The 23,830-nt window shown below is 45.1% G+C and carries 19 protein-coding genes; 11 read left to right on the top strand and 8 right to left on the bottom strand.

Translation table 11 applies throughout. The features are described 5' to 3' along the window. Window positions 1-369: 369 nt before the first annotated feature. From QUA99_RS22195 to QUA99_RS22185, 3 genes are read left to right on the top strand one after another with little or no spacing between them, the layout of a single operon-like run. Window positions 370-3,123 (top strand): ATP-binding protein, encoded by a 2,754-nt coding sequence (locus QUA99_RS22195; RefSeq protein ID WP_333240867.1) that lies wholly within the window; start codon window positions 370-372, stop codon window positions 3,121-3,123. A 22-nt stretch (window positions 3,124-3,145) separates the two neighbouring features. After that, a complete protein-coding gene (locus QUA99_RS22190; protein WP_333240868.1) occupies window positions 3,146-3,538 on the top strand; it encodes a response regulator in 393 nt (130 codons plus the stop codon). Continuing rightward, the gene (locus QUA99_RS22185) at window positions 3,535-4,866 is read left to right on the top strand and encodes an adenylate/guanylate cyclase domain-containing protein (protein WP_333240871.1); all 1,332 of its coding nucleotides are present in this window, start codon (window positions 3,535-3,537) and stop codon (window positions 4,864-4,866) included. Before QUA99_RS22190 ends, QUA99_RS22185 begins: the two co-directional genes overlap by 4 nt. 334 nt (window positions 4,867-5,200) lie before the next feature. On the opposite strand, the gene QUA99_RS22180 is transcribed toward QUA99_RS22185, so the two are convergent. From QUA99_RS22180 to QUA99_RS22170, 3 genes are all read right to left on the bottom strand, one after another. Continuing rightward, entirely contained in the window at window positions 5,201-5,956 is a 756-nt protein-coding gene (locus QUA99_RS22180) for a 4'-phosphopantetheinyl transferase superfamily protein (RefSeq protein WP_333240873.1), read from the bottom strand. A 109-nt stretch (window positions 5,957-6,065) separates the two neighbouring features. Then, window positions 6,066-7,379 carry a dihydroorotase gene (locus QUA99_RS22175; protein ID WP_333240876.1) on the bottom strand — a complete coding sequence of 438 codons (1,314 nt, stop codon included), beginning with the start codon at window positions 7,377-7,379 and terminating at the stop codon, window positions 6,066-6,068. Window positions 7,380-7,595: 216 nt separating this feature from the next. Beyond that, a complete protein-coding gene (locus tag QUA99_RS22170) occupies window positions 7,596-8,957 on the bottom strand; it encodes a histidine phosphatase family protein (RefSeq protein WP_333240878.1) in 1,362 nt (453 codons plus the stop codon). A gap of 241 nt (window positions 8,958-9,198) precedes the next feature. Here QUA99_RS22170 and QUA99_RS22165 point away from each other — a divergent pair, with 241 nt between their 5' ends. The 6 genes from QUA99_RS22165 (at window position 9,199) to QUA99_RS22140 (ending at window position 17,136) form a co-directional block, all read left to right on the top strand. Further along, window positions 9,199-10,791 carry a type II CAAX endopeptidase family protein gene (locus tag QUA99_RS22165; protein WP_333240881.1) on the top strand — a complete coding sequence of 531 codons (1,593 nt, stop codon included), beginning with the start codon at window positions 9,199-9,201 and terminating at the stop codon, window positions 10,789-10,791. 185 nt (window positions 10,792-10,976) lie between these two features. Further along, window positions 10,977-11,189, top strand: coding sequence for a hypothetical protein (locus QUA99_RS22160; protein ID WP_333240884.1), 213 nt, complete (start codon window positions 10,977-10,979; stop codon window positions 11,187-11,189). An 81-nt stretch (window positions 11,190-11,270) separates the two neighbouring features. Further along, window positions 11,271-11,618: an NINE protein gene (locus tag QUA99_RS22155; RefSeq protein WP_333240887.1), complete on the top strand. Its 348-nt coding sequence runs from the start codon at window positions 11,271-11,273 to the stop codon at window positions 11,616-11,618. A 165-nt stretch (window positions 11,619-11,783) separates the two neighbouring features. Then, window positions 11,784-12,488: a helix-hairpin-helix domain-containing protein gene (locus QUA99_RS22150; RefSeq protein WP_333343530.1), complete on the top strand. Its 705-nt coding sequence runs from the start codon at window positions 11,784-11,786 to the stop codon at window positions 12,486-12,488. Between the two features lie 783 nt (window positions 12,489-13,271). Next, on the top strand, window positions 13,272-14,282 hold the full coding sequence (gene chlG / locus QUA99_RS22145; protein WP_333240893.1) for a chlorophyll synthase ChlG: 1,011 nt from the start codon (window positions 13,272-13,274) through the stop codon (window positions 14,280-14,282). Between the two features lie 253 nt (window positions 14,283-14,535). Beyond that, window positions 14,536-17,136 carry a PBP1A family penicillin-binding protein gene (locus QUA99_RS22140; protein WP_333240895.1) on the top strand — a complete coding sequence of 867 codons (2,601 nt, stop codon included), beginning with the start codon at window positions 14,536-14,538 and terminating at the stop codon, window positions 17,134-17,136. A 23-nt stretch (window positions 17,137-17,159) separates the two neighbouring features. Here QUA99_RS22140 and QUA99_RS22135 read toward each other — a convergent pair whose 3' ends face one another. Then, window positions 17,160-18,608 carry a 16S rRNA (cytosine(967)-C(5))-methyltransferase gene (locus tag QUA99_RS22135; protein WP_333240897.1) on the bottom strand — a complete coding sequence of 483 codons (1,449 nt, stop codon included), beginning with the start codon at window positions 18,606-18,608 and terminating at the stop codon, window positions 17,160-17,162. A 153-nt stretch (window positions 18,609-18,761) separates the two neighbouring features. Here QUA99_RS22135 and QUA99_RS22130 point away from each other — a divergent pair, with 153 nt between their 5' ends. Next, entirely contained in the window at window positions 18,762-19,478 is a 717-nt protein-coding gene (locus QUA99_RS22130; protein ID WP_333240899.1) for a Uma2 family endonuclease, read from the top strand. 132 nt (window positions 19,479-19,610) lie between these two features. On the opposite strand, the gene QUA99_RS22125 is transcribed toward QUA99_RS22130, so the two are convergent. Both QUA99_RS22125 and QUA99_RS22120 read right to left on the bottom strand, forming a co-directional pair. Then, complete coding sequence (locus QUA99_RS22125; RefSeq protein WP_333240901.1) at window positions 19,611-20,306, bottom strand: Uma2 family endonuclease; 696 nt, start codon at window positions 20,304-20,306, stop codon at window positions 19,611-19,613. 166 nt (window positions 20,307-20,472) lie between these two features. Beyond that, on the bottom strand, window positions 20,473-20,682 hold the full coding sequence (locus QUA99_RS22120; protein ID WP_333240903.1) for a hypothetical protein: 210 nt from the start codon (window positions 20,680-20,682) through the stop codon (window positions 20,473-20,475). Window positions 20,683-21,299: 617 nt separating this feature from the next. Here QUA99_RS22120 and QUA99_RS22115 point away from each other — a divergent pair. Then, a complete protein-coding gene (locus tag QUA99_RS22115; protein ID WP_333240906.1) occupies window positions 21,300-22,004 on the top strand; it encodes a hypothetical protein in 705 nt (234 codons plus the stop codon). 506 nt (window positions 22,005-22,510) lie between these two features. On the opposite strand, the gene QUA99_RS22110 is transcribed toward QUA99_RS22115, so the two are convergent. Both QUA99_RS22110 and QUA99_RS22105 read right to left on the bottom strand, forming a co-directional pair. Beyond that, window positions 22,511-22,957, bottom strand: coding sequence for an NADAR family protein (locus tag QUA99_RS22110; protein ID WP_333240908.1), 447 nt, complete (start codon window positions 22,955-22,957; stop codon window positions 22,511-22,513). Window positions 22,958-23,005: 48 nt separating this feature from the next. Next, window positions 23,006-23,719: a hypothetical protein gene (locus tag QUA99_RS22105; protein ID WP_333240911.1), complete on the bottom strand. Its 714-nt coding sequence runs from the start codon at window positions 23,717-23,719 to the stop codon at window positions 23,006-23,008. Between the last annotated feature and the right edge of the window lie 111 nt (window positions 23,720-23,830).

The following is a 23,830-nucleotide window of genomic DNA, read 5'->3' as shown; positions in this document are numbered from 1 at the left end:
CCGCCCGTCCAGAAAGGACGGGCGGGACGCCCATCCCACAAGAACAATAAATTGTAAGTTATTTAATTCTCATTCCTATATAGACTTTTTAAGCAAGCCCTATGCAAGGTGGGCATCGCCTACATGGACACTAGCTCCAGTCGGTTGTGTTAAAAAAGGTTATGGTTCAGGGCAAGAATTGTATCAAGGAGTTGGACCAAAACCTGGCTTTAGGATAAGTGCCTCCTCCCTCCTGGCTTCAGAATAAGTGCCTTTAGGATACGTGCCGTTTGATGAATCTGCCGCACTTAGTCATTAATTCCGGGTTAATTTATGACTGTGACGCCGTGAATAAAACGCACAAGGATATGAAGATCGAGGATTCTCATTATGAACAGAACTAAATCTGCTGGTAGCTTCGCTGCCAAAACTGCTCGCTCTCGCACCCTGCGAACTGTTCTGATAGTTCCCTTCGTCTTGCAAATTTTCGCGGCGGTGGGACTGGTAGGATATCTTTCATTTAAAAACGGACAAAAGGCAGTCAATGAAATTGCCGATCGACTGATGGCAGAAGTAGGCAGCCGCGTCAAACAAAATCTGGGGACTTACCTGACTGTACCCCATCAGGTCAACCAGATCAATGCTGCGGCGATCGAGATCGGTACGCTGAACCTGCAAGATTTACCTGTTTTACAGCGTCATTTTTGGCGGCAGCTTCAGATATTTGACACGCTCACTTTTACGGGTTTAGGTTTAGAACAAAGAGACAACTTAGGGGCAGAAAGGCTCGATAATGGCTCGCTGACTTTGAGGGTATCGACAGCAGCAAGTAACTATGATTTTCGCACCTATACTACCAATAAATCCGGGGAAATCGGCGCATTATTAAACAACAAAACTAATTTCGACCCGCGCACTCGCCCGTGGTACAAAGCTGCGGTAGCTGCTGGCAAACCCACCTGGAGCGAAATTTATCCTAATACGGCCGGTCTGACTGCTTATCTCGGCGCATCTATGCCTTTCTACGACCGACAAAGAAAATTGCAAGGGGTGTTGCTAACTAATATTAATCTGTCCACTATTGGCAAGTTTTTGCAAAGCTTGAAAATTGGAAAAAACGGACAAGTTTTTATTATCGAGCGATCGGGAATGTTGGTTGCAACTTCGACAGGAGAAAGACCATTTCACGTATTCAAAAAAGACTACGGAGCCGAACGAGTTAAAGCAATTGACAGTAAAAATACTTTTACTAAAACTACGGCTCAATATTTAGCCACTAATTTTAACAATTTCCAATCTCTGAAAACTTCGCAGTCACTAGAATTTGATGTTCAGGGTAAAAAACAATTTTTACAAGTTCTGCCTTGGCAAGATGACAAAGGATTGGATTGGTTGATTGTAGTGGTGGTTCCCGAAGCCGATTTTATGGCACAAATTAATGCCAATAATACCGCAACAATTTTGTTGTGTGCTGCTGCTTTAATTGTGGCGATAATTGTCGGGATTGTGACGGCTAGGTGGGTAACAAAACCTATTTTGTCTTTGAATGATGCTGCCAAAAAAATTGCGCGAGGTGAATGGGGTAAAAGTGTAATAATTAACCGCGATGATGAAGTCGGGGAACTTGCAAATTCATTTAATAGTATGGCGGCTCAACTGCAAGTATCCTTTGCGGAATTGCAAGCTTTGAATACCGAATTGTCTGAGAGTAAAAGCAGACTTTACCAAATTTTAGAAGCGGTTCCTATCGGGATATTTGTCGCAAATTTGAGCGACAAACCTTATTATATTAATTCTCGCGCTCTGGATTTATTAGGTACAGATAAAGTTGCTAATAATGCGTCTGAAATTCGAGAGATTTATCAAGCTTATCTAGCAGGTACTAACGAAATTTATCCCGCCGAAAAAGATCCAATTATCAATGCTTTTAAAGGGGCCAGCGTTAACGTTGACGATATGGAAATTCACCAGCCTGACAGGATTATTCCGATCGAGGTTTGGGGAACGCCCATCTATGATGACAAAGGAAAGGTGAGTTATGCGATCGCAGCTTTTGCCGACATCACTCAACGCAAACAAGCCGAAAAATTGGTAGCGGAATACAACCGCACTCTCGAATTCCAAGTCGCCGAAAGAACCCAAGAACTCAAAACAGCATTAGACCACCTGCAAACTACTCAGGAAGAGCTGATTCAATCGGAAAAAATGGCAGCTTTAGGTCAATTAGTCGCCGGAGTTGCCCACGAATTGAATACTCCGCTGGGTGCGATCCGATCGAGTGCTGGAAATATGACTAAATTTTTGGGTCAAACTCTCACGAATTTGCCCTCACTGTTTCAGTCGCTTTCGCCCGCAGAATCTGAAAATTTCCGCGAATTAATGTATCGCTCGCTACAAAAAGATATGACTTTAACAGCTAAAGAAGAAAGGAAGTTAAAGCGGGCTTTAATTAGTCAACTCGAAGGCGAAGACATTGACGAAGCGGATGATATCGCCGACACCTTGGTAGATATGGGGATTTACGAGGCCGACGACTTTCTGTCTCTGCTGCAAAAGGTCGATCGCGATCGCATCTTAGAAATGGCTTACAAACTCTCAGAAATCCAGCGAGGAACCCAAACAATTAATACCGCAGCCGATCGCGCTTCTAAAGTCGTCTTTGCCCTGAAAACTTATGCCCGTTACGACTCATCAGAAGCGATGGTTCAATCTAATATAACTGAAGGCATAGAAACCGTACTTACCCTGTATCAAAATAACCTCAAACACGGCGTAGAAGTGATCCGCAATTTCCCAAAAATACCGCCGGTGGTGTGCTATGTAGACCAACTAAATCAGGTATGGACAAATCTGATTCACAATGCCCTGCAAGCGATGGACAATAAAGGCACATTAACTCTAGGTATCGTTCAGGAAGGCAACTATATCAAAGTCAGCGTTACAGATAGTGGCAAAGGAATTCCTCCAGAAGTCATGCCCAAAATATTCGATCCCTTCTTCACAACGAAACCCCCCGGAGAAGGCAGCGGTCTAGGTCTCGATATAGTCAGAAAGATAGTTGACAAACATCGCGGTAAAATAGAAGTTGAATCCGTTTGCGGCAAAACTACCTTTACGGTTATTCTGCCTGTTACTCTCCCGTAAACAATTAGTTGAGCCAGCAAAAATGTCTAAACCAATCATCCTGTGTGTTGATGACGAAAAAGTAGTTTTACACAGCCTAAAAACTCAACTAAAATCAGCCTTTGGGAATGCTTACTTGTATGAGCTAGCAGAAAATCCAGCCGAGGCTTTAGAGTTAATTGATGAATTAAATGACGAAGAAGTTTCAATTATCTTGATTGTATCGGATTGGCTAATGCCAGGAATGAAAGGAGATGAATTTCTGGTTATAGTTCATCAAAAATTCCCGAACATAGTAAAAATTATGCTAACAGGTCAAGCCGATGAAGAGGCCGTGAACAGGGCATTTGACAAAGCCAACCTCCATCGGTGTTTGCAGAAACCTTGGTCGGAATCAGAGTTAATCGAAACCATTAAAACTGCCTTATCGCTATGATCAAACAAGTCATTATTTGCGTTGACGATGAAAAAACTATTCTGAAAAGTCTTAAAGCTGAATTAAAAGAGACTTTAGGCAATACTTATCAGATTGAAATTGCCGAAGGAGGTAAAGATGCCCTAGAGTTAATTGCTGAATTGCTCGAAGACGGGTATGAAATCCCTTTAATTATCTCGGATTACGTGATGCCTGACATGAAAGGAGATGAATTGTTGCGGCTAGTTCACGAAATTTCTCCCCAAACTCTCAAGGTGATGCTAACTGGTCAGGCGACTATTGAGGCGGTAGGAAATGCCATCAAACAGGCAAAACTATACCGCTACATCGGCAAACCTTGGCAAACTGAAGACTTGAAATTGACTGTGACAGAAGCCGTCTACAGCTACAGTCAGGATAAAAAACTAGCAGAACAAAATGCCGAACTTCGGAAAATCAATCAGGAACTAGAATTTGCCCTATCACAGCAATTAAAATTAACAGAAGCTGCTAAACGCTTTGTGCCGAATGAATTTGTCTCGCTGCTAAGCCACGATAGCTTGAGCGACGTTCTACTCGGCGAGAGCGTAGAAAAGGAAATGTCAATATTGTTTTCCGATATTCGGGATTTTACGGCTCTTTCTGAGAAAATGACACCGCAGGAAAATTTCAATTTTATTAATTCTTATTTGAGTCGAATGGAGCCAAGCATTATTAAAAATAATGGCTTTATTGATAAATATATTGGCGATGCAATTATGGCGTTGTTTGGCTACAGTGCAGACGATGCAGTCAAGGCAGGAATTGCTATGCTGCACAGTCTCCATAAATACAATCAACATCGCATTAGTTGCAGCTACGAACCTATTAAAATTGGAATTGGCATCAATACGGGTTCATTGATGTTAGGAACAGTGGGGTCAACTAACAGGATGGACAGTACGGTGATTGGCGACGCGGTGAATTTAGCCTCGCGGGTGGAAAGCTTGACGAAAAGTTACGGTGTGTCGATGCTGATTACTCAAAATACTTTCTTAGAGTTGAGCGATACAGCAAGTTACGCAATCCGAAATATCGGCTGTGTTCGAGTGAAAGGTAAATCGGATTTGCTGACGATTTACGAAGTCTTTGATGCAGATGCACCAGAAGTGAAAGAGGGCAAATTAGCAACTTTGCCCGTATTTTTAGAAGCGCTGTACAACTACGCTGCTGCTAAACATCAAGAAGCCGCAGAACAGTTTGCTGATTGCCTGCGAAAGAATCCCCTGGATCGGGTGGCGCAAAATTATCTGCAACGCTGTCAGGAATTGCAGGTAATATTGCCCAAAAGTCGATCGGACTTTATTTAATACATTACGCGACCAAAAAGCGAGGACTCGTAATCAGTAATAAGCATTTTTTTATTGACTAAAATTAAATTAAAATTAGGTTTTTTGAGTCTCTAAGTGAGAAATGCGCTTTAGGAGAGCCTGGTTTGAGTAAGGAGAAATACACTCATAAACCTGGTTTTTTAGCATCGAGGGTCCGGCATCCTACAGAATAGAACAGTCTCATAAAAATTTATATTTTAGATTTTAATTTTTATATTTTATATGAGTTGGGATCTTGCCTAGAGTTGCTTTTTTAAGTTCTCTCCGTTGAGTCGAAGCCAAGGTTATTTTGGCAAATGATACGAACCATAACTCAAAACTCCCCCGTCCACTGCCAACAATGAAGTTTCGAGCAATCTCCTGCAACCGCAACAGCCGCCACCATATCTGAACTCGGAATTAATTCAATTAAAGACCATCTCGATGCTTCTTCGGGGTTGTCTTCAACATTTAACAGCGCGGCAGGTTCTCCTGGTGCGAGGGTGACATCAAACTGATTCAGGGGAATAGAAAGTCCTTTACCGACTGCTTTGATATAGGCTTCTTTGCGAGTCCAGCAGGTAAAAAAAGCTCTGGGTTGGAGATGTTCTGGGAGCGAACGCAACACAGAGTGTTCTAAGGGTGAAAAAAACTTTTCAGCAATTTCCAGACAAGGAAATGTGGGATTGATTCCTTCAATATCGACACCAATATCTCGATTTTTGGTAATCGCAATTAGAGCCATGTTCCCTGAGTGAGATAAATTGAAACGGAGAGTATTTCCACCTTGGGCGGCGATGAGAGAAGGTTTGCCGTAGGGATTGTAGTCAAAGCGCAAAACGTGAGAATTTATGTTAAGATAGCGACTCAGAATCGCTCTCAGCGCGCCACGACTCACAATAAATTGCGATCGACCTTTGGGAAAGTGAAAACCCTCGGCTTTTGTCCGCTCGTCGGTAGAGAGAGTCTCTTGTAAACTCTGCAAGCAAGATTCTGTTTGAGCCAGAGACACGCGCCAAACATGAATTTCGCCCAGATCCAATGTCAAGTCTTGCGGTGGGGAATTCCACGAAGGAACGACAGCAATCATGTATTTAACCTGCCTTATCAAAAGCTTCCACGTACCAAATTACCGATCATTTTCTTCCTTCGCGCCCTTCGCGCCTTCGCGGTTCGTTAAACGCTCCCAATCCCAAGGGTCAATTAATCCAGGTTTGTACAACTTTTCCTGCTAATTGCTGTCCCAACCAAGGCGTATTTGCCGATCGCGACTTCAGACTTTGCCCGTCAACAGTCCAACTCATTTCCGGATCGAACAAAATCAACTCAGCAGAGACTCCCGGTGCAACCATGGGGGGGGTTTGTCCGAGACAAACGGCAGGGCCTGCGCTCAACACTCGCCACAGTTCTAAAGCCGAAAATTCGCCGGTTTCTACCAGTCCGTGCCACAGTGAAGGCAAAGCTAATTCCAAACCGATCGCCCCGGGCGGACTATCAGCAAAAGCCACAGTTTTTTCCTCATAAGTATGCGGATTGTGGTCGATCGCGATCGCATCAATTACGCCATCTTTCACAGCTTGAATCAGCGCTAATTGGTCGCTGAGATTGCCCAAGGGCGGTTCCAGACGTAAATTCGGATCGTAAGCCAACGAAGCAGTCAGAGCATTTTTCCCGCCGGCATCTTGAGAGTTTCCTGAAATTGCCCCGACATTCAACAGCAAGTGCATCCAAGTCACACTCGCAGTCACCGGCAAACCCCGCGCCTTCGCATCCCGAATCAATTCCACGCTGCGGGCTGTAGAAACGCGCATAATGTGCACTGGAGTTCCCGCAGATGCCACCAACTCCAGAATTGCCGCCAAAGCCGAAGTTTCCGCACTCGCCGGAATTCCTGGTAAACCCAACCGCACCGACATCGCACCCTCCCTCACCGCACCCTTTCCTGCCAAAGTTCGATCGCACGGCCACAAAGCAGCAGACTTGCCCAAAGGCTTGATATACTCCAGCAAACGCCTCACCAGAGCCGGATTAGACAGCGGCAAACCGTCCGCAAAACCCACCACCGCAGAGGAGGCCAGCTCGCCCAACTCGGCCATCTGCTGCCCTTTCACGCCCGCTGTCAGCGCGCCCCAAAAATACAAGCGGGGCAGCCCGGGCGACAAATTGCGGATATGTTGCTGCAACAAAGCTAAACCGGCCAAATTGTCAACAGGCGGCGAGGTATCTGGCAAAATCGCCACTCGCGTAAAACCGCCAGCCGCTGCAGCCTGCATCAAAGATTCCAGGGTTTCCCGATCCTCAAAACCCGGTTCTCCGCTGTGACTGTAGATATCAGTTAACCCCGGCCCCAAAATCAGTCCCCGGCAATCCCGCACTTGGGTGTCAGCGGGAAACTCAGCAATTTTTTCTGCAATGGCTTCGATCTGGCCTTCGGTAATTAGAATATCAGCGATGCGATCGCTCCCTGAAACAGGATCTAGCACTCGTACATTTTGTAGCAGTTCGCGGCTCATATAGCAGAAGGAAGAAGGAAGTTCGGCAACGGATTATGTAACGGATGTAAAGGATAGAAGGAAGAAGGAAGAAGCAATCCACCGCATTAGTTTCAGGAATTAAGAACTTCCTAAGCGTCGGGCGCGGTTGTTATCAAAATTCAAACATTTTTCAGGCGCGAACCCGTAGCGGTGGGCGTTCCTTCCGCTACGGGTTCGCGCCCAGGACTTTACTAATTACAGTGCTCCGGCTGCTGTTTGGTCAAAAACGCCGCCGCTCAAATGAGTTGTGACATTCATCGCTTGTAATACCGGCAAACCATCCGGGCCGTGGGGATAATCAATCACGCTAACGGCTCCGTTTCCTTGTTTGAATTTCCAGAAATGTTCGGGTTCCAAACCGAATAGGTGGCAGAGAATAGCTTTGTTAATGGCGTCGTGAGCAACGACAATCCCAGTACCAGAAACTGATTGTACGATTTCTCGCCAAGATGCGATCGCCCTCTGCCAAACTTGCTGCAAATTCTCTCCTTCGGGCATTTGGACTTTTTCAGGAGATGTTTTCCATTCTTCGAGCAAACCCGGATAGGATTCTTCGATTTCTGATTCAAATTTTCCTTCCCAAAGTCCGTGGCTGATTTCTCTCAACTCATCGCGCAGTTCCAGTTGCAAACCGCCGTGATATTGGAGAATAATTTCCGCAGTTTCTTTCGGGCGCAGCATCGAACTGCTGATCGCAAAATCTAATTTTACATCCTTGAGAAATTCTGCTGCTCGCCTGGATTGTTCGCGGCCGTTATCGTTGAGAGGTACGTCAATTTGCCCTTGAAATTTACCTGCTTTATTCCAGTCGGTTTCGCCGTGACGTACCAGCAACAAGCGCGGCCCTTGGTGTCCGTCCCTCGGTTTGGGAAAGATTTCCCCGGTATGGGAAGTTAAATTCAGCGATTCTAATTGAACTGCAACTTTCTTTTTTGGCTCTCCGAGTTCGTCGTTAGTAACAGGGGAAGTTCCAAAATTAATGACGCTAATTCCGCAATTTGACTGTTGGATTGATTGATAGTAATCCGGGGTAATTTCCGATGCGGTGGCGATGAGAGCGCGGTTGATTCCGTTGTGACCTACTACTAGAATTGTGCCGTCCTGGTGGCGCGATAAAAGTTCTTGCCAAAAATGACGTGCGTTAGCAAAAATTGCCAATACGGGAAAGTGTTCGATGTCTCCGTCAGCAGATGGCAGTTTCATGGAAAATTTGTCTGGCTGTCTTTGCCACTGCTGATATGCTTCGGGGAATTTGTCTATAGCATCTTGGCGCAGCATTCCTTCCCACAGAGGCAAATCGATTTCCATCAAATTATCAGTTGGCTGGAGTTGTGGCGGATTTGTCAAGCGCGACAGGATGATTTCCGCTGTTTCTTTGGCTCGTTGCAGGGGACTGGTATAGGCGGCATCAAAGGCGATACTGCTGAGTGTGTCGCCTACTTGCAGGGCGGCGCTGCGGCCTGCTTCTGTCAAAATCGATTTATCGAGGCGGCCTTGGATGCGGCGTTCTTGATTGTATGTGCTTTTGCCGTGACGGACTAAGATAATGCGAGTCATTCGATTTTAGATTTTAGATTTTAGATTTTAGATTTAGCCTGCTACCCCGCAGCGGGTGCGCAGTGCGCGCCTTACCCATACATGGCGGGTCAAGGATTTGTGGCGTAAGTCTTGTTGAGGCGAGTCAAAAAGATGAGCCAGTGAAATTTTACCAGGTGTCGGGATACTCTCGTCTGCAACGACCTATGATTAAATACGGAAAAGATTTAGCCACAGATTCGCGGGGGATGGAAAAGCAGGAATGACACTGAAGCGGGTGATTTTAGGTATTTTAACGGCGATCGCGATCGCCCTGGTCGGTTTATCTTTGGTTGCTAGTTGGAACCAGCCGCAAATTCAAAGTCGGCTGGAACTCTACCAGACAAATTTGCTGCTTCACGCCTCCGAGTGGCAAGGAGAAAATAATCAGAGTGCTAATTTAAGTTCGGCGCGCAACAATATTGTCGGTGCAGATCCTTTAAATACGGCTTTGACGCAATATCAAGAAGCGCGGGACTCGACTCGCAAAACTCTCGAAACAACTCAATCACAATTTAAAGTAATTCAGTCTGCGATTGCCTCCAAGTCTGATAATACTACTGTGAATTTGGCTCAAAACAAGGCTTTGTCAGAGTCGATCGAGCAACAGTCAGTGCTGCTAAACGAACTTGACTTGCGCCTGGGAATTTTGCAGGCAAGCAGCGGTAAAACTGAGGCGGCTCTGCAAACTTGGAAAAATTTAGTTGAGCGCTACAAAACTAAAATTGATGACGATGTTTCGGCGGTAACTGCTCAAGTTTTAACGGGAATTTGGAGCAATCCGGGTCAACTGCTGCCGGAGGCAGAGCCGCGCATTCAAAAGTCTTTGGATGGCTGGTTTCGCTATCGCGCTCTCGCTCAACTTTACAAGCTGCAAGAACGTTCTAAAGACCTGGTGGCGCTGCAAGCAGCAGAGCAAGCAACGGCCGAGCAAGCTGTAGAAAAGTTGGCAATTATAGTTGGCGTTCCGGCGATCGCACTTTTTATTGGCACGGTTTTGCTGGTTGGTTTGACCGTGCAGTGGTTGTTGCAGCGGCAGCAGTTAGATACAGAAGATTCCGGGCCGGTGTTGGCGCGAAATGCGAGCTTGACTTGGGATGTGCCTTGGGACGGTGAGATTGTTTGGCAGGTGCTTGTGGTCGGCTTTTTCTTTGTCGGCCAAATCTTGATTCCCTATTTGTTGCTGCCTGTTTCTCTAGGTGTTTTAAAACTCAATCCTGCTACTTTTGACCCGCGCGATAAGGCTTTTTATATCTTTGCTACTTATTTGTTGCTGTCGGCTGGGGGGCTTTCGGTACTGTATTTTTCGGTCAAGTCTTTTTTGCCTTTGCCGGAAGGTTGGTTTCGGATTAATTGGCGGGGAAATTGGTTTTTGTGGGGTTTTGGCGGCTATTTTGTTGCTTTGCCTTTGGTAGTTTTGGTGTCGCTGATCAATCAGCAATTGTGGCAGGGACAAGGTGGCAGCAATCCGATTTTGCCGATCGTTCTTGAAGGTAGGGACAACGTGGCTTTGGCGGTGTTTTTCGGCACTGCGGCGATCGCCGCTCCGGTTTTTGAGGAAATCGTGTTTCGGGGCTTTCTGCTGCCTTCTCTGACTCGCTATTTGCCTGTTTGGGGGGCGATCGCAGCTTCTGCTTTCTTGTTTGCTGTGGCTCACTTGAGTGTCTCTGAGATTCTGCCTTTGGCGACTTTGGGTGCGGTTTTGGGGTTTGTGTACACGCGATCGCGCAATCTCCTTGCTCCCATGCTTCTCCACAGTCTTTGGAACAGCGGTACTCTCCTGAGTCTGTTTCTTTTGGGCGGCGGCGCGAGTTAATTGGGGCGGTTGTTAATAATTGTGAATTAACCTTGCTTTTTTCACAAGTTTGAGAAATGGCGAGTTCGGCAGGTGCGCGGGGCGCACCTGATATTAAATTTGGTCGCCAATATTGAAGTTAAACGGAAAAACTTGTTTTAACATAGAAGTAATACCTTGTCCGGTTTTTGTGGATGGTCGCCCCAATGAGCAATTTCAACAGCCGCAAGTTAGAGGGAACGCCGAGTTGGATGCGTTTGGCACCCTACGCAGCCTTAGGCATTTTAATATTTTCTCTCAATTCAGGCAGCGAACTCAATTATTTCTTGAGAGGCTACTTGGTCATTCTACAGGCTCAAGTAGGTATAGTTTTGCTGTATTTTGCGATGTCTAAGTTTCGCAAACACCCAAATAAATGAGTAAAAATTAGCAAGATTACTTATGTCGATCGTTAAAGGTCGATCGCGGAAGTTAAAATAAAAAACTGGGGAAATAAAAAAATGGTAAAAGATAAAACCGTAGCTGTTGTGTTAGCTTTCTTTGTAGGAGGTTTCGGAGTTCACAAATTTTATTTGGGCAACAACTTAGCAGGGGTATTATACTTGCTATTTTCTTGGACATTAATTCCCTCAGTGATCGCATTTTTCGATTTTATCGGCCTGCTGCTGATGTCGGAACAAGCTTTTCAGGTTCAGTACAATGGCGGCACGTTGCCGTCTGGGTATGCCCTCAGAGCGGCAAAAGATGTAACAGGGGCGATCGGCGAATTGAAAAAACTTTACGATATGGGCGCAATTACCGCCGAAGAATATGAAGAAAAACGCCAAAAACTGCTGCGAGAATTGTAATTAAAAAGAAAGAAGGAAGAAGGAAGAAGGAAGAAGAAAGAAGGAAGAAGAAAGAAGGAAGAAGGAAGAAGAAAGAAGGAAGAAGGAAGAAGAAAGCCCACTCTTAAAAAAGTGGGAGTGAAATAAGAAAGTGTGAGATCACAACTATTTAAGGATAAAATTAAAGTGTCTCAAGATTTATACTGGCTGCGTAAAACTCCAAATTGGGTGTGGTATGCTTTTATTCCCTACTTCGGCGGATTGGCGATCGCCTATGCAGGCCAAAAGTCAAATATTCGCAGTTGGATGGGCTGGGGTGTTGGCATTACTTTAGCAGCACTAGCGGTATCTTCTTCAACTAATTTGGGTACGATCGTTTGGATCGCTCAAATTGTCACTGCTTTTAGTTTGAAAAAGCGCTATCTGATCAAAACCGCACCCAGAGGTTTACTGGTTCCGGCAACTGCGACGAATGCCGAAGAACTGGCAAACGTGCGCGGCAAAATAGATATTAACGAGTGTACCAAAGACGATATGGTCAGAATCTTGGGTTTGCCGATCGTCTACGCTAACGATATTGAATCTTTGCAAAACGAAGGCTACATTTTCACCCACGCCGAAGAGTTATCAGAAATAGCCGGAATTCCCGAAAGTCACGTCAGACGTATCGCCCCGATGATTTGCTTCAGCTACAATTATCAAAAAGAATTGCAGTTTACTTGGAAACGGTTAAATATTCTTTCGCCCGAAGAGTTAATCGCCAGCGGTTTAGATCGGGCTGTTGCCGAAAAAATAGTTAGAGAAAGGCAGAGAAAAGGCGCTTACAAATCAGTTCTCGAAGTCAAGCGGCGGACGGGATTGCCTTTTGATTCCTACCGCCATATTTGTTAATTTACAGTTGTTAGCACGAACAGCTTATGACCGCAAAATTAGAAGTTGACGGACAAAAATTGTATGATACAGATTACCTGAGATGGATGAAAACTACGGTGGAAAAGTTCCGGGTTCGCGATGATTCAAACATCGACTGAGAAAATTTGATTGCAAAAATAGAATAGGACTAATCTCAAATCCGCTAGCATCGGTATTAATATTACCCACAGCTTTTGCAAAGGCAGTGCCCTTGGACTACAATTAATCCGGGTAGTCCAAGGGCACGGCGCGGTTTCCTCTATATCGTGTATGAGTGCGACCGGGAACGATATCAGGCAAGCGTGTCACACTCGAATCGAATTGTAGGCCGCGTCAGACGAAGTTAAGAACTGACGATCGAGGGTTTCCGGTTCCGGGACACCTTACTAATTCTGCCCGTTGCGTAAGTCCTGTAGAAGACATATTGAGTTTCTGCCACCGGTTTGGGTCAGATGAGATGATTCAAGGGTAGCAGGGCAAAAAACTCGATCGCCTCCTGGTAATTGACATTAAATGCAACTGCTGGCAAAAATCCCCCGACTCTGGCGGGTCCAGCGAAATTATTAAAACAATTCTCGACTCTTGACATTTGCATCATAATGATATTAAGATGCGCTGGTAAAATCGGTATTGCCCCCCAGAATCAACTCCAAGCTAGGGCAAGTTTTCAAGACGATGCCTGAAATATCAGTGGTATCCTATCAGAATTATTATTGAAACCCAGAACGACACAATCGCAGCAGTACCGCTAACATCAAACTTATGTCTGACTCTCCTCCATCCCAAATCTCCCCAGAAGCCGCACCGGAAAGTGCTGCTACCGAAAACCGCACTGCCAAAACTCGGCAAATGTTGGGCATGAAAGGGGCCGCTAGCGGGGAAACATCCATCTGGAAAATTCGCCTGCAACTGATGAAACCGATTACCTGGATTCCCTTAATTTGGGGCGTGGTGTGCGGGGCGGCGTCTTCTGGAAACTATGTTTGGAACCTAGAAAATTTCTTAATTGCAGCAGCTTGCATGTTGATGTCAGGGCCGTTGCTGACCGGGTACACTCAAACTTTGAACGATTTTTACGATCGCGACATCGACGCCATTAACGAACCCTACCGTCCGATTCCCTCCGGGATGATCTCGATTCCCCAAGTAGTAACGCAAATTTTGGTATTATTAGCCGCAGGCTTTGCGGTGGCTTATGCTCTAGACTTGTGGGCGGGTCATGAATTCCCCACAATGACTGTTTTGACTCTCGTCGGTGTGTTTCTAGCTTACATCTACTCTGCGCCACCGCTGAAACTCAAGCAGAATGGCTGGTTGGGAAATTATGCCCTGGGTGCTAGTTACATTGCCCTGCCTTGGTGGGCTGGTCAAGCTTTGTTTGGTACACTAGATCCGACCATTATGATTTTGACCCTGTTTTACAGTTTGGCAGGGCTGGGAATTGCGATCGTCAATGATTTCAAAAGTGTCGAAGGCGATCGGCAATTAGGGTTAAAATCTTTGCCAGTGATGTTTGGCATCGACACCGCAGCTTGGATTTGCGTGTTGACGATCGACATATTTCAAGCTGGGATTGCAGGCTACCTGATTAGCATCCACCAAAACCTTTACGCGGTAATTCTCCTGCTGCTGATAATTCCCCAAATCACTTTTCAGGATATGTACTTTTTGCGCAATCCCCTGGAAAATGATGTTAAATATCAGGCAAGTGCTCAGCCTTTCCTGGTTTTGGGTATGCTGGTAGCAGCCTTGGCACTCGGTCATGCGAGTTAAGCAGAGTTGTAAGCTTTGAGTTGTGAGGTTTGAGTTAAAGGGTTTTTAATTCAAAAAATCTAATTCAATTCAAAAAAAAATACCAAACTCCGCAGGGTTAAGAAAAGTTTTGAATTTTGAGCGGTGAATTAAAGAGTTTTTAATTCAAAAAATCTAATTCAAGGCAGCGTGTTAGTGAAGAAAAAATGTCGAATTAAAAATTAAAAATTGAAGAAAGCTAGCTTTTAAAATTTTTAATTTTTAATCGGACTTGATGAGGTTTGAAGGTCTGAACGTGGCAGAATTTTTCTCAAATATTAAAGATAAATTGAGCAAAGTCACTAACGCAATAAGCGGTAATTCCGATCGAGAACTGCCGAAGGCTGCGAAGGTCAATAAGCTCAACTCGCCGGAATCGGAGGCGGAATTTTATACACGGACAAGGGATGAGCGAGCGGAGTATGTGGTATCAGAAGATGCTGCACCTCTAGAAGAGTCAGAATATTTAGAGTCAGAATATTTAGAGTCAGAATATTTAGAGTCAGAATATTTAGAGCCAGAATACGCTCGATATCCAATAGTCAAGCGCGATTGGGAAGGGTTGAAGCGCTTAATTGCTTGGTTGGAAATTGAACCTCAAGTTACCAGCTTGCAAACCAAGGGAAAAGAATTGTTGCGGCCGGGATTAAGTTTGCTGGGAACTAAATTACCCCAAAAATCGGATAGTAGCGAATTGCCGGAAAATAGCGAATCGCCGAACACCAAACTGCAGAGACATACGGAACTACAGGAAATTAGCGCACCGCAGGAAATTAGCGCACCGCAGGAAAAAACTAAAAAACGGATATCCCGCCCCCCTAGATTTTGGATAAGTTTAGGTGTGGCCAGTATAGGCGGGGGCGCTCTAATCTACTGTTTATGGATTTTGTACACCTTAGACAAAGGTTTGCCGGATGTTAACGATTTGTCAGCGTTTAACCGCGACGGAACGCTGACAATTAAGGCAGCAGATAATACGATTTTGTTGCAGTCGGGGCCAGCAACTAGAGATAAGCTGAAACTTAAAGAAATTCCCGAACAGTTGGTTAAAGCTTTTATTGCCATAGAAGACCGCCGTTTTTACAAACATCGCGGGGTGGATTATCAAGGTATTGTGCGCTCCATTGTTTCTAATTTGATAGAAAGAGATGTAGTGCAGGGCGGCAGTACAATTACGCAACAATTGGCTCGCGTTGTTTTTCTCAATCAGGAAAGAAGTATTAAGCGGAAAGTCCGGGAAGCTCTTTTAGCTCAGAAAATAGAGCGAGAGTTGAGTAAAGACCAAGTTTTAGAACGGTATTTAAATCTGGTTTATTTGGGTTCGGATGCTTACGGTGTGGCCGATGCGGCTTGGGTTTTCTTTAGCAAAACAGTCGATAAATTAACATTGGCAGAAATGGCAACTTTGGCGGGTTTGCCGCCGGCACCGAGCGAATATTCGCCTTTGGTTAATCCCGATATTGCTAAGAAACGCCGCAATCTTGTGCTGCAACAAATGCAGGAAGCGAAGGTAATTACAGAGGCTCAGGCGAAGGAGGCGATGGCGGAACCTATTGCAGTTAAACCAAGTGCGCCGAAGCGATTTAAAGTAGTCGCGCCTTATTTTGCTAGTTACATTCGGAAGGAATTGCCGCGCTATGTTTCTAAGGATGCTTTGGAAGCTGGCGGTTTGACTGTTGAGACGACGGTGGATTTGAAGTGGCAGAAAATAGCGGAAGAAGTTATTAAAAATGCGATCGAAGTTGATGGACGCCGTCAGGGTTTTGAACAGGCGGCTTTAGTTTCTATGGACACTAAAACTGGGGAAGTTAAGGCCCTGGTGGGTGGCGGAAATTTTAAGGAAAGTCAGTTTAACCGTGCTACGCAGGCTTTGCGGCAGCCCGGATCGACGTTTAAAGGGTTGGTTTATGCAGCAGCGATGGCGGCTGGTTTTTCTCCCTATGACAGTTACGAAGACGAACCAATTATTATCGACGGGTATCAACCGAATAATTATGGCAAAAAATTTAGCGGTTGGCGATCGATCTCGGATGCTTTGACGAGTTCGGTGAATGTCGTAGCTGTGAAGGTGTTGATGGATGTGGGGTTTGAACCGGCGATAAAATTAGCCAACGATATGGGGATTAAGTCTAAATTGAGTCCGATTTATTCCCTGGCTTTGGGTTCTTCGGAGGTAAATTTGCTGGAGTTGACCAATGCTTACGGTACTTTAGCATCGCAAGGGAATTTTATTGAAGCCCACGGCATTAAGCGGGTGATTAATCAGCGGGGAAATGTGATTTATCAGGCTAATTTTAAACCGAAGCGGGTTTTGGATAAGGATAGTGCTGCGATTACTACTTGGATGTTGGAGGGCGTTGTGCAAGACGGTACGGGGGGGCCTGCTGCGTTAAACGATCGCGCTGTAGCAGGCAAAACTGGTACTTCGGAAAATGTCAGGGATTTGTGGTTTATTGGTTACATTCCACAGGTTGTGACGGGGATTTGGCTGGGGAATGATGACAATTATCCGACTTGGGGAACTAGCGGTACGGCGGCGTATAATTGGCGCGATTTTATGAGTCAAGCCGTTAAGGGAATGCCGGTTGAGAAGTTTCCGAAGTTGCCGGAGTTGGAGGGCCGGAAAGGCAGTATTAAGGCCAAACCGGTGCAGCCTCATAAGATTATTCGGGGGATGATTGTGAATGAAGATGGTGCGATCGTACCTTACAATCCCAATCCTCAACCGAAGTATTACCCACCGCAAGAGCCGGCTTATCAAGAACCTGCTTATGAAGAGCCTGCCTATCAAGAACCTGCTTATCAAGAACCTGCTTATCAAGAACCTGGATATTAAACTATCGGTTTGGAGTAAGGACTTTACTGCTTTTTCAAGTGCTTTAGCCTCACCATAAAAAAGCCGTCCATGTGATGTCTGTGCGGCCACACTTTCACCCATCCTTCCGGTGATGGCTGTACGGGTAAATCAATTGTTGGCGGTTCTATTTGCCAGTGAGGATTGCTGTCTAAGAACGATCGAATAACTGTTTCATTTTCCAAGGGATGAATTGTGCAAGTTGCATAAACTAATACGCCGCCGGACTTGACAAATGTCGCTGCATTTGCTAGCAATTCCGATTGCAGTTGAGATTGTTGTTGAATGTTTTCGGGCGTGTGGCGCCAGCGGGCGTCGGCGCGGCGGTGGAGGGTTCCGAGGCCGGAACAAGGTGCGTCTAATAAAACTCTGTCTGCGAGGTTAACAAACTCTGGGAAATGGCGGCTGTCTCCGGTATGAATTTTAATGGATTTCATCTGGAGTCTGTCGGCATTTTCTTTAAGTTTTTTGAGTCGGTTGGCGGTTTTGTCGCAGGCATAAATTGTGCCTGTATCCTGCATTAATTCGGCGCTGTGGGTGGTTTTTCCCCCCGGCGCGGCACAGGCGTCGATAATGGTTTCCCCTGGCTGGGGCGCTAGTAAATGGGTGACTAATTGAGCGCTGCTGTCTTGGATTGTCCACCAACCTTCGCTGTATCCGGGGAGGTTTTGAATTGCGCCGATGCTGCCATTTAGTCTTAATGCTTGTGGTAAGTGTGGGATTCTATTAGTTGAGATGTTGTGGGATTTGAAGGCAGCTTCGATTTGGGCGATCGAGCTTTTTAAGGGATTGATTCTTAGGTCAATTGTGGGAGATTGGTTGAACCATTGACAGAGTTGTTCGGTTTCGGTTTCGCCTATTTGTTCGATCCACAATTTCACCAGCCATTCGGGGAAGCTGTGCAGAATTCCTAGGCGTTGGACTGGGTTTTCGGGTAATTTTAGGGAATTCAAACCCCCCCCAGCCCCCCCTTGGTAAGGGGGGGAGTTAGAGGTGGTTTTAGTCTCTGCTTGCTCTGGGGAATTTACACCCCCCCCAGCCCCACCTTGGTAAGGGGGGGTTGGGGCGGTTAAACGGGTATACTTTCGCAACAAACCGTTGACAAAACTGCTAAGTCCTGAAAATCCGTTTTCTTTTGCTAGTTGAACGGTGGTGTTGACGGCGGCGGAGGGGGGAATCTGGTTGAGATATTCGAGTTGATATAAACCTAAATGTAATATGGTGCGGAGTTCGGGCGGTTGTTGGGAGGATTTCTTTGTTGCTAGTTTGTCGATGATGAAGTCGATCGATCGCATTCTCCTGACGCTACCGTAAACTAATTCTGTTACTAAACGCCGATCGAGGTCGTTGAGTTGAGAATTGCTGAAAGCGCGATCGAGGGCGGCATCTGCGAATGCACCGCGGCGGTGGACTTCGCGGAGTGCGAGAAAGGCTATTTGGCGGGGATTTTGCATGGTTAGTTACTGATAAAAATACTCGGCGATGGGAAGAAATCGCGTCTACACAAACAAAGTCCGCCTTGGCGCACTACAATCTAAATAACTGCTTATTTATTTTACCATTTCCTGTTTCGAGTTTCTGTACCCTTGATTAAAAGGTAATATCTTATGACTCAAACATCTGTAAAAAATACAAAAAATCTCGACCAACAAACTCCTTCGGAAGATGCAGAAAAAATGCTGCCGCTGGAAAATGGCGATCGGCTTTCGCAGCCTGAATTTCACGATCGCTATCTCGCCATGCCGCACGTTAAGAAAGCTGAACTAATAGAAGGAGTTGTGTATATGCCATCGCCAGTACGTTTTGAACCTCATGCTGAACCTCACAGTAACATTATTGGCTGGCTGTGGAATTATCGGATTGCTACTCCCGGTGTTCGGCTGGGCGACAATGCAACGGTACTTTTAGATGGCGATAATGAACCGCAGCCAGACGCTTTGCTGCGAATTGAAAATGGCGGAAATTCGCGCATTACTGATGATGATTACGTGCAAGGTGCGCCGGAATTGATTGTGGAAATAGCTGCTAGTACGGCGTCTTACGATTTGCACGATAAGAAAAAGGCTTATCGGCGAAATGGGGTGCAGGAGTATATTGTTTGGCAGATTAACAAAAAACGTTTGTATTGGTTTAGGCTAGATAAAGGTAAGTATGTTTCTATTCAACCTGATGAGAATGGTGTTGTACACAGTGTAGTTTTTCCTGGTTTGCGGTTGGCTGTGGCGGCTTTGTTGGAGGGTGATTTAGCGCAGGTGATGAGGGTGTTGCAGGAGGGGATTAATTCGGCTGAACATGGGGAGTTTGTTAAGTTTCTCGGCGGTTGAAACGGCGTCTACACAAACAAAACCCGCCTCAACCAAAGAAACCGGGTTTTTGGCAGTTTTTCCGCTGTAACGTGTCTTCTCAGGCAAAAAAACTGGTTTCTGACTACCCGTGCGTCTAGGACTAGAAAAGGTTCAAATTTCCTCTGGATTTATCCCCATTTCTCGGAGTTTTTCTGAAAGGCGATCGGCTTTTTGCTTTACTAACTCTTTCTCCTGTCGTTCTTGTTCGATTTGTTGCTGCGCTTGTTCCATTTGTCTTGACAACTCCACATAAGACAAAAACTTTAGTCCGTCGGGACGATAAATTTCTAAATCTCCCGATACAGTTTCAAAACGGATTTCCAAACGCGGACTTACCCAACCCTCCATTGATTCAATATAGTTGAGTTCTCCGTCAGTTCGCAGCCAACCTATTAACTCATTATCCTCTGGATCGTAGACATAATATTCTTCTACTCCATAATTTTCGTAGAACTTAAACAGCTTAAACATTTCACCCAGTCGGTTTCCAGGCGAAAGGATTTCAAAGACCACTTGCGGCGCAATATTATTTTCAAGCCACTGTTTGTATGAACCTCTGTCACCTTTGGGTCTGCCAAAGACTACCATAGTATCAGGTGCTTGGCGAGTTTTGTTATCTCCTTCGACGGGATACCACAGCAAATCACCTGCTACAAACACATTTTCGTTGTCTTTGAATAAGGCGTCTATTCCGCCTTGAATTTTTACGATTAATTGGAACTGTTTCGTGTTGTCAGACATGGGTTTTCCATCGCTGTCTGGGTAGATGATTTCTGGCAAAGTTTGAGTGGGAATTGTTGCTGTCATGGGGATGACTCCGTTGCTAGTAGCATCAATTTGTATTTTATATCTATTTTATAGGACTTACGCAGGGGGCCCAGAAACCGGTTTTTTCACGAAAAGACTTCGTTGCAATCGGCAGATTAGGTAAAAAACCCGGTTTCTTTGTCGGAGTGCGTAAGTCCTGTTTTACTTATTCGGCTTTTGTTGACACCAATGGTTCTAATAAATTGCGTTCTTCTATGGCAAGTTCTAGCAAAACTCGTCTGTCGCCCTTTGTTTCCTTATAGCGGACAGCCGCATTCAGCAGGCGGATGGGAATTTGGAATTGTTCGTAAGTAGCTTGGGGACGCCGATCGCATAATAGGCTACTCTGTTCGCTCCGAAAACGCAGAGGCTTCAATCAGCTACCGATCCATGCAGGTCTATTAGTACGAGAATAAACAATTAAATTCATGGTGGAAAATTGTAACGGAAGAACGATCGCTATTTTTGATCGAGAATTACCCCCTCGGAGTTATCTCCTAGCAGCTTTTCTTGAAGAAGCTCGGTCTACGAAAGGACAAATATACCTAGAAATTATTGAGAAAATTGAATGTAGCAAAAATATGAGGGATGTAAAAGTAACTGAAGTGACTGGCGATTGTATAGATGCTGAACTTTATACCGATCGTATATTAATTACAGAACTATGGCCCACAGGTAGAGAAGATGCAGAACCAGAAAGCACGGAGATCCTTTTGACAGAAGCAAAAAGGCTGCTGCAGGAGTGGCAAGCTATTTTGAATCTGTGGTGTGAACAGCAGGCACAATCAATAATTAATCAGCAGATTAACTGGTTCCCGAGCTCTGCCTGGGAACCGATATCACTCTTGGTCTGCCTCGCAAGTCTCAGACTGGGGGGAGGCAGAGCCTCCACATCTACGTCCCCAGGCAGATCCTGGGAACAAGAAAAAATCAGAAAAATATTCCTTAAGATTTGTTACAATACACCAAACTTCATACTTTCCCCAACACTGGATGACCTTTTTCAACGCCTCCCAACCCCTAATCCGCTGCAAACAGGAACATCTCGACGTACAAGACCGCGAAGGCCTGTTGCAACTCCACTGGCAAATTAGAAATATTACTCTTTTCTCAGGATTTTATACCCGCATCGACCAGACTTTTCTGCTTTGGGGTTTTGTGACAGGGGGGATTTTTTTTACGGCTCAGTTTGTCCCCCTCAGTTGGAGCTTTCAGGCGATTCTGTGGTCAACTTTGACTTTAGTTGGCACTGCGGGAATGGCTGTTTTGACTTTGTTTTGGGTAAGAGTCGAGCGAGTTAGCTGGATTCTTTACTCTTGGGCGATTTTGATGATAACTGGTTTGGTTCTGACCGATTGCAGTATTTTTGCCGGTTGGGGAAGTTTGTTGCTGCATCTATGCGATTTGTGGTTGGGGTTGAGCGCGATCGGCTATTTTTGTACTGGATTGGGTTTGCGATCGCGCACTTTTATCGCGATCGGACTAACTCATTTATTTAGCATCCCTCTGTTAACATTAGTTGCTCCTTGGCAATATCTAACCACAGGCATAATTATGGCCGGCTGTTTGTTGTTTTTGTCAGAATTGCAGTGGGATATGCGATCGCCGATCGACAATACTTTGCTAAACGAAGAACAGAAAAAATTTAACCGAATTCAACAGCAAATGCGGCAACTAACCGCGACAGCACGCAAATAGGTCAAAACTTAAACAAGTGCCTTCCCTTCCCCCCTTAGCAAAAGGCTACCGAGGCAAAAATTGTAAAGAATTCTGTACAACAGCTAACACTTTCCACAAATCGCACACAATAGAAAGATACAGCATAAATAAAAAACAAACTTTAACCAGAACAGGTGTTTTGCTGTTTGACCTGTGAATCGCCAACCTCAGGAGAACGGTGTCCGGGAGGCGACTGGCTAACAATGCTGTACTTGCGACGCTCAAGGTTAATTCCGGTTAAGAGTAGTTGTTAAAACAAAAAAAGTGGTGCAGGGTTTTTACCGTTTCCCCTGCTTCGCAGTCTCTGAGGAGAGGCGAAACCCTCTACTAGAACAGCCTGACGAGATTGGCACAGGTTTTGACAGTTGCTCAGACCGATTTTTCAGTTCAGTGTTTAAGAAAATTGAGGAAATGCTCGCTGAGGAGCATTGCAGGACTTAGGATTAAATAAGTCCTGCTTTAGTTTGGGAAATTTAAGTTCAGTTTTACTCTGACGTGCGTTTTCGCAATACTTCCCTTACTTCCATTAAAATCTGGCCCAACATATTTTTGCCGCTGCCATCTTTACCGCAACCCCAATAGTAATCTATAGGGGAATTTTCCACTATTTCCTCATCGCCAGTAGCGAGTAAAATTTCTCTAATTTCGGCATGAGTTTCAAATTTGCGGAGTACGGCTTTTCTCATGATATCATCTTTTACTTCTTCCCAATCTTTGCGGAGGGGACGAGAGCGATCGCGTCCCATTTTTGCTGCATCTTTCGGCGTTTTTGCTTGGCGAATTTGTTCGCAGTGAGGTGTATTCGGAAACTTTTGTGCTTGAAAATAATGCTCGCTAGTCGGCCAGTATTCTCCGTCTAACTCGAATCCATGACTGGAAAAATTAGAAAAACAGCCGTAATCGCTGCCACAGGTGTAGAAGTAAATAATCATAATGTCTTCGATTTCAACCGCTTGAATTACCTTGGTCTATCGTCAGCTTTACCTCTCTTGATTCTCCACTATCTTCAACCGCAGATCAATACTTTCAAGATAGGAACCGATGTAAGACAGCAGGGCGTAGATGAATACGATCACCCCTACCATTTCCAAAATTTCCTCAACAGAAGCCAGCAAACCGTATATCAATTTTCGCTGACCTACCGCATCTGCATAATAGCCGCAAACCATTTCCATGCCAAGTGCTCCACCCACATATATAGTGCCTGCCAGTAGAAAAAAGTCCCTTGTTTTCCGGGGTAGGTGCAGCAGAAACTTGAGATAAGCCAGCGCAGTAAATGCAACAAAAATTGCCCCCGGGATTACCCAAATGAAGTAAAAAAATCCCCCTAAATGCAGTGCCTCTCGCAAGTCGTTAATAATTAATATTTCGTGCAAACTCAATATTTCATCTACAGAAAAAAGTACAAACATGAACGCCAGCGTTTTCCAGTGTCCAAAATACCGATCGCCCTGCTTCTTCTTAGCAGCAGCAATAATACCGAGCAAAATCCCGCAAAACAGCAAAGTAAATGACGAGTACCACGAAGGATAATTTATTTCGCTGTCTAAATTAAACAAACTAATCCAGCGTTGGCGATAGTTAAAACCGTAACGCAGAACTTGTACGATGCAACCAGCAACAGCAAAGAAGATCACCCAAATGCTGAGAGAGAAAGCAACTCTCTTCGGCGAAACAGAAATAATGAATTTCATCAAGTTTTTGATAAACTAGAACAAGCAAAATCAAACTATAAAGTAAAAAGTTAAAAATGGCAAGAGTGGCGCAATCCGCCACCTCGGATTTTTATCTACAAAAAATAACCA

The sequence above is a fragment of the Microcoleus sp. F10-B2 genome, assembly GCF_036704965.1.
GTDB lineage: Bacteria > Cyanobacteriota > Cyanobacteriia > Cyanobacteriales > Microcoleaceae > Microcoleus.
The sequence above is the reverse complement of the archived record's forward strand: the minus strand, read 5'-3'. Positions and strand labels throughout refer to the sequence as shown.

Excerpts from the sequence above, each read along its gene's own strand:
- QUA99_RS22195 (WP_333240867.1), top strand. The coding sequence starts at position 370 with ATGAACAGAACTAAATCTGCTGGTAGCTTCGCTGCCAAAACTGCTCGC.
- QUA99_RS22190 (WP_333240868.1), top strand. The coding sequence starts at position 3,146 with ATGTCTAAACCAATCATCCTGTGTGTTGATGACGAAAAAGTAGTTTTA.
- QUA99_RS22185 (WP_333240871.1), top strand. The coding sequence starts at position 3,535 with ATGATCAAACAAGTCATTATTTGCGTTGACGATGAAAAAACTATTCTG.
- QUA99_RS22180 (WP_333240873.1), bottom strand. The coding sequence starts at position 5,956 with ATGATTGCTGTCGTTCCTTCGTGGAATTCCCCACCGCAAGACTTGACA.
- QUA99_RS22175 (WP_333240876.1), bottom strand. The coding sequence starts at position 7,379 with ATGAGCCGCGAACTGCTACAAAATGTACGAGTGCTAGATCCTGTTTCA.
- QUA99_RS22170 (WP_333240878.1), bottom strand. The coding sequence starts at position 8,957 with ATGACTCGCATTATCTTAGTCCGTCACGGCAAAAGCACATACAATCAA.
- QUA99_RS22165 (WP_333240881.1), top strand. The coding sequence starts at position 9,199 with ATGACACTGAAGCGGGTGATTTTAGGTATTTTAACGGCGATCGCGATC.
- QUA99_RS22160 (WP_333240884.1), top strand. The coding sequence starts at position 10,977 with ATGAGCAATTTCAACAGCCGCAAGTTAGAGGGAACGCCGAGTTGGATG.
- QUA99_RS22155 (WP_333240887.1), top strand. The coding sequence starts at position 11,271 with ATGGTAAAAGATAAAACCGTAGCTGTTGTGTTAGCTTTCTTTGTAGGA.
- chlG (WP_333240893.1), top strand. The coding sequence starts at position 13,272 with ATGTCTGACTCTCCTCCATCCCAAATCTCCCCAGAAGCCGCACCGGAA.
- QUA99_RS22140 (WP_333240895.1), top strand. The coding sequence starts at position 14,536 with ATGAGGTTTGAAGGTCTGAACGTGGCAGAATTTTTCTCAAATATTAAA.
- QUA99_RS22135 (WP_333240897.1), bottom strand. The coding sequence starts at position 18,608 with ATGCAAAATCCCCGCCAAATAGCCTTTCTCGCACTCCGCGAAGTCCAC.
- QUA99_RS22130 (WP_333240899.1), top strand. The coding sequence starts at position 18,762 with ATGACTCAAACATCTGTAAAAAATACAAAAAATCTCGACCAACAAACT.
- QUA99_RS22125 (WP_333240901.1), bottom strand. The coding sequence starts at position 20,306 with ATGACAGCAACAATTCCCACTCAAACTTTGCCAGAAATCATCTACCCA.
- QUA99_RS22115 (WP_333240906.1), top strand. The coding sequence starts at position 21,300 with ATGACCTTTTTCAACGCCTCCCAACCCCTAATCCGCTGCAAACAGGAA.
- QUA99_RS22110 (WP_333240908.1), bottom strand. The coding sequence starts at position 22,957 with ATGATTATTTACTTCTACACCTGTGGCAGCGATTACGGCTGTTTTTCT.
- QUA99_RS22105 (WP_333240911.1), bottom strand. The coding sequence starts at position 23,719 with ATGAAATTCATTATTTCTGTTTCGCCGAAGAGAGTTGCTTTCTCTCTC.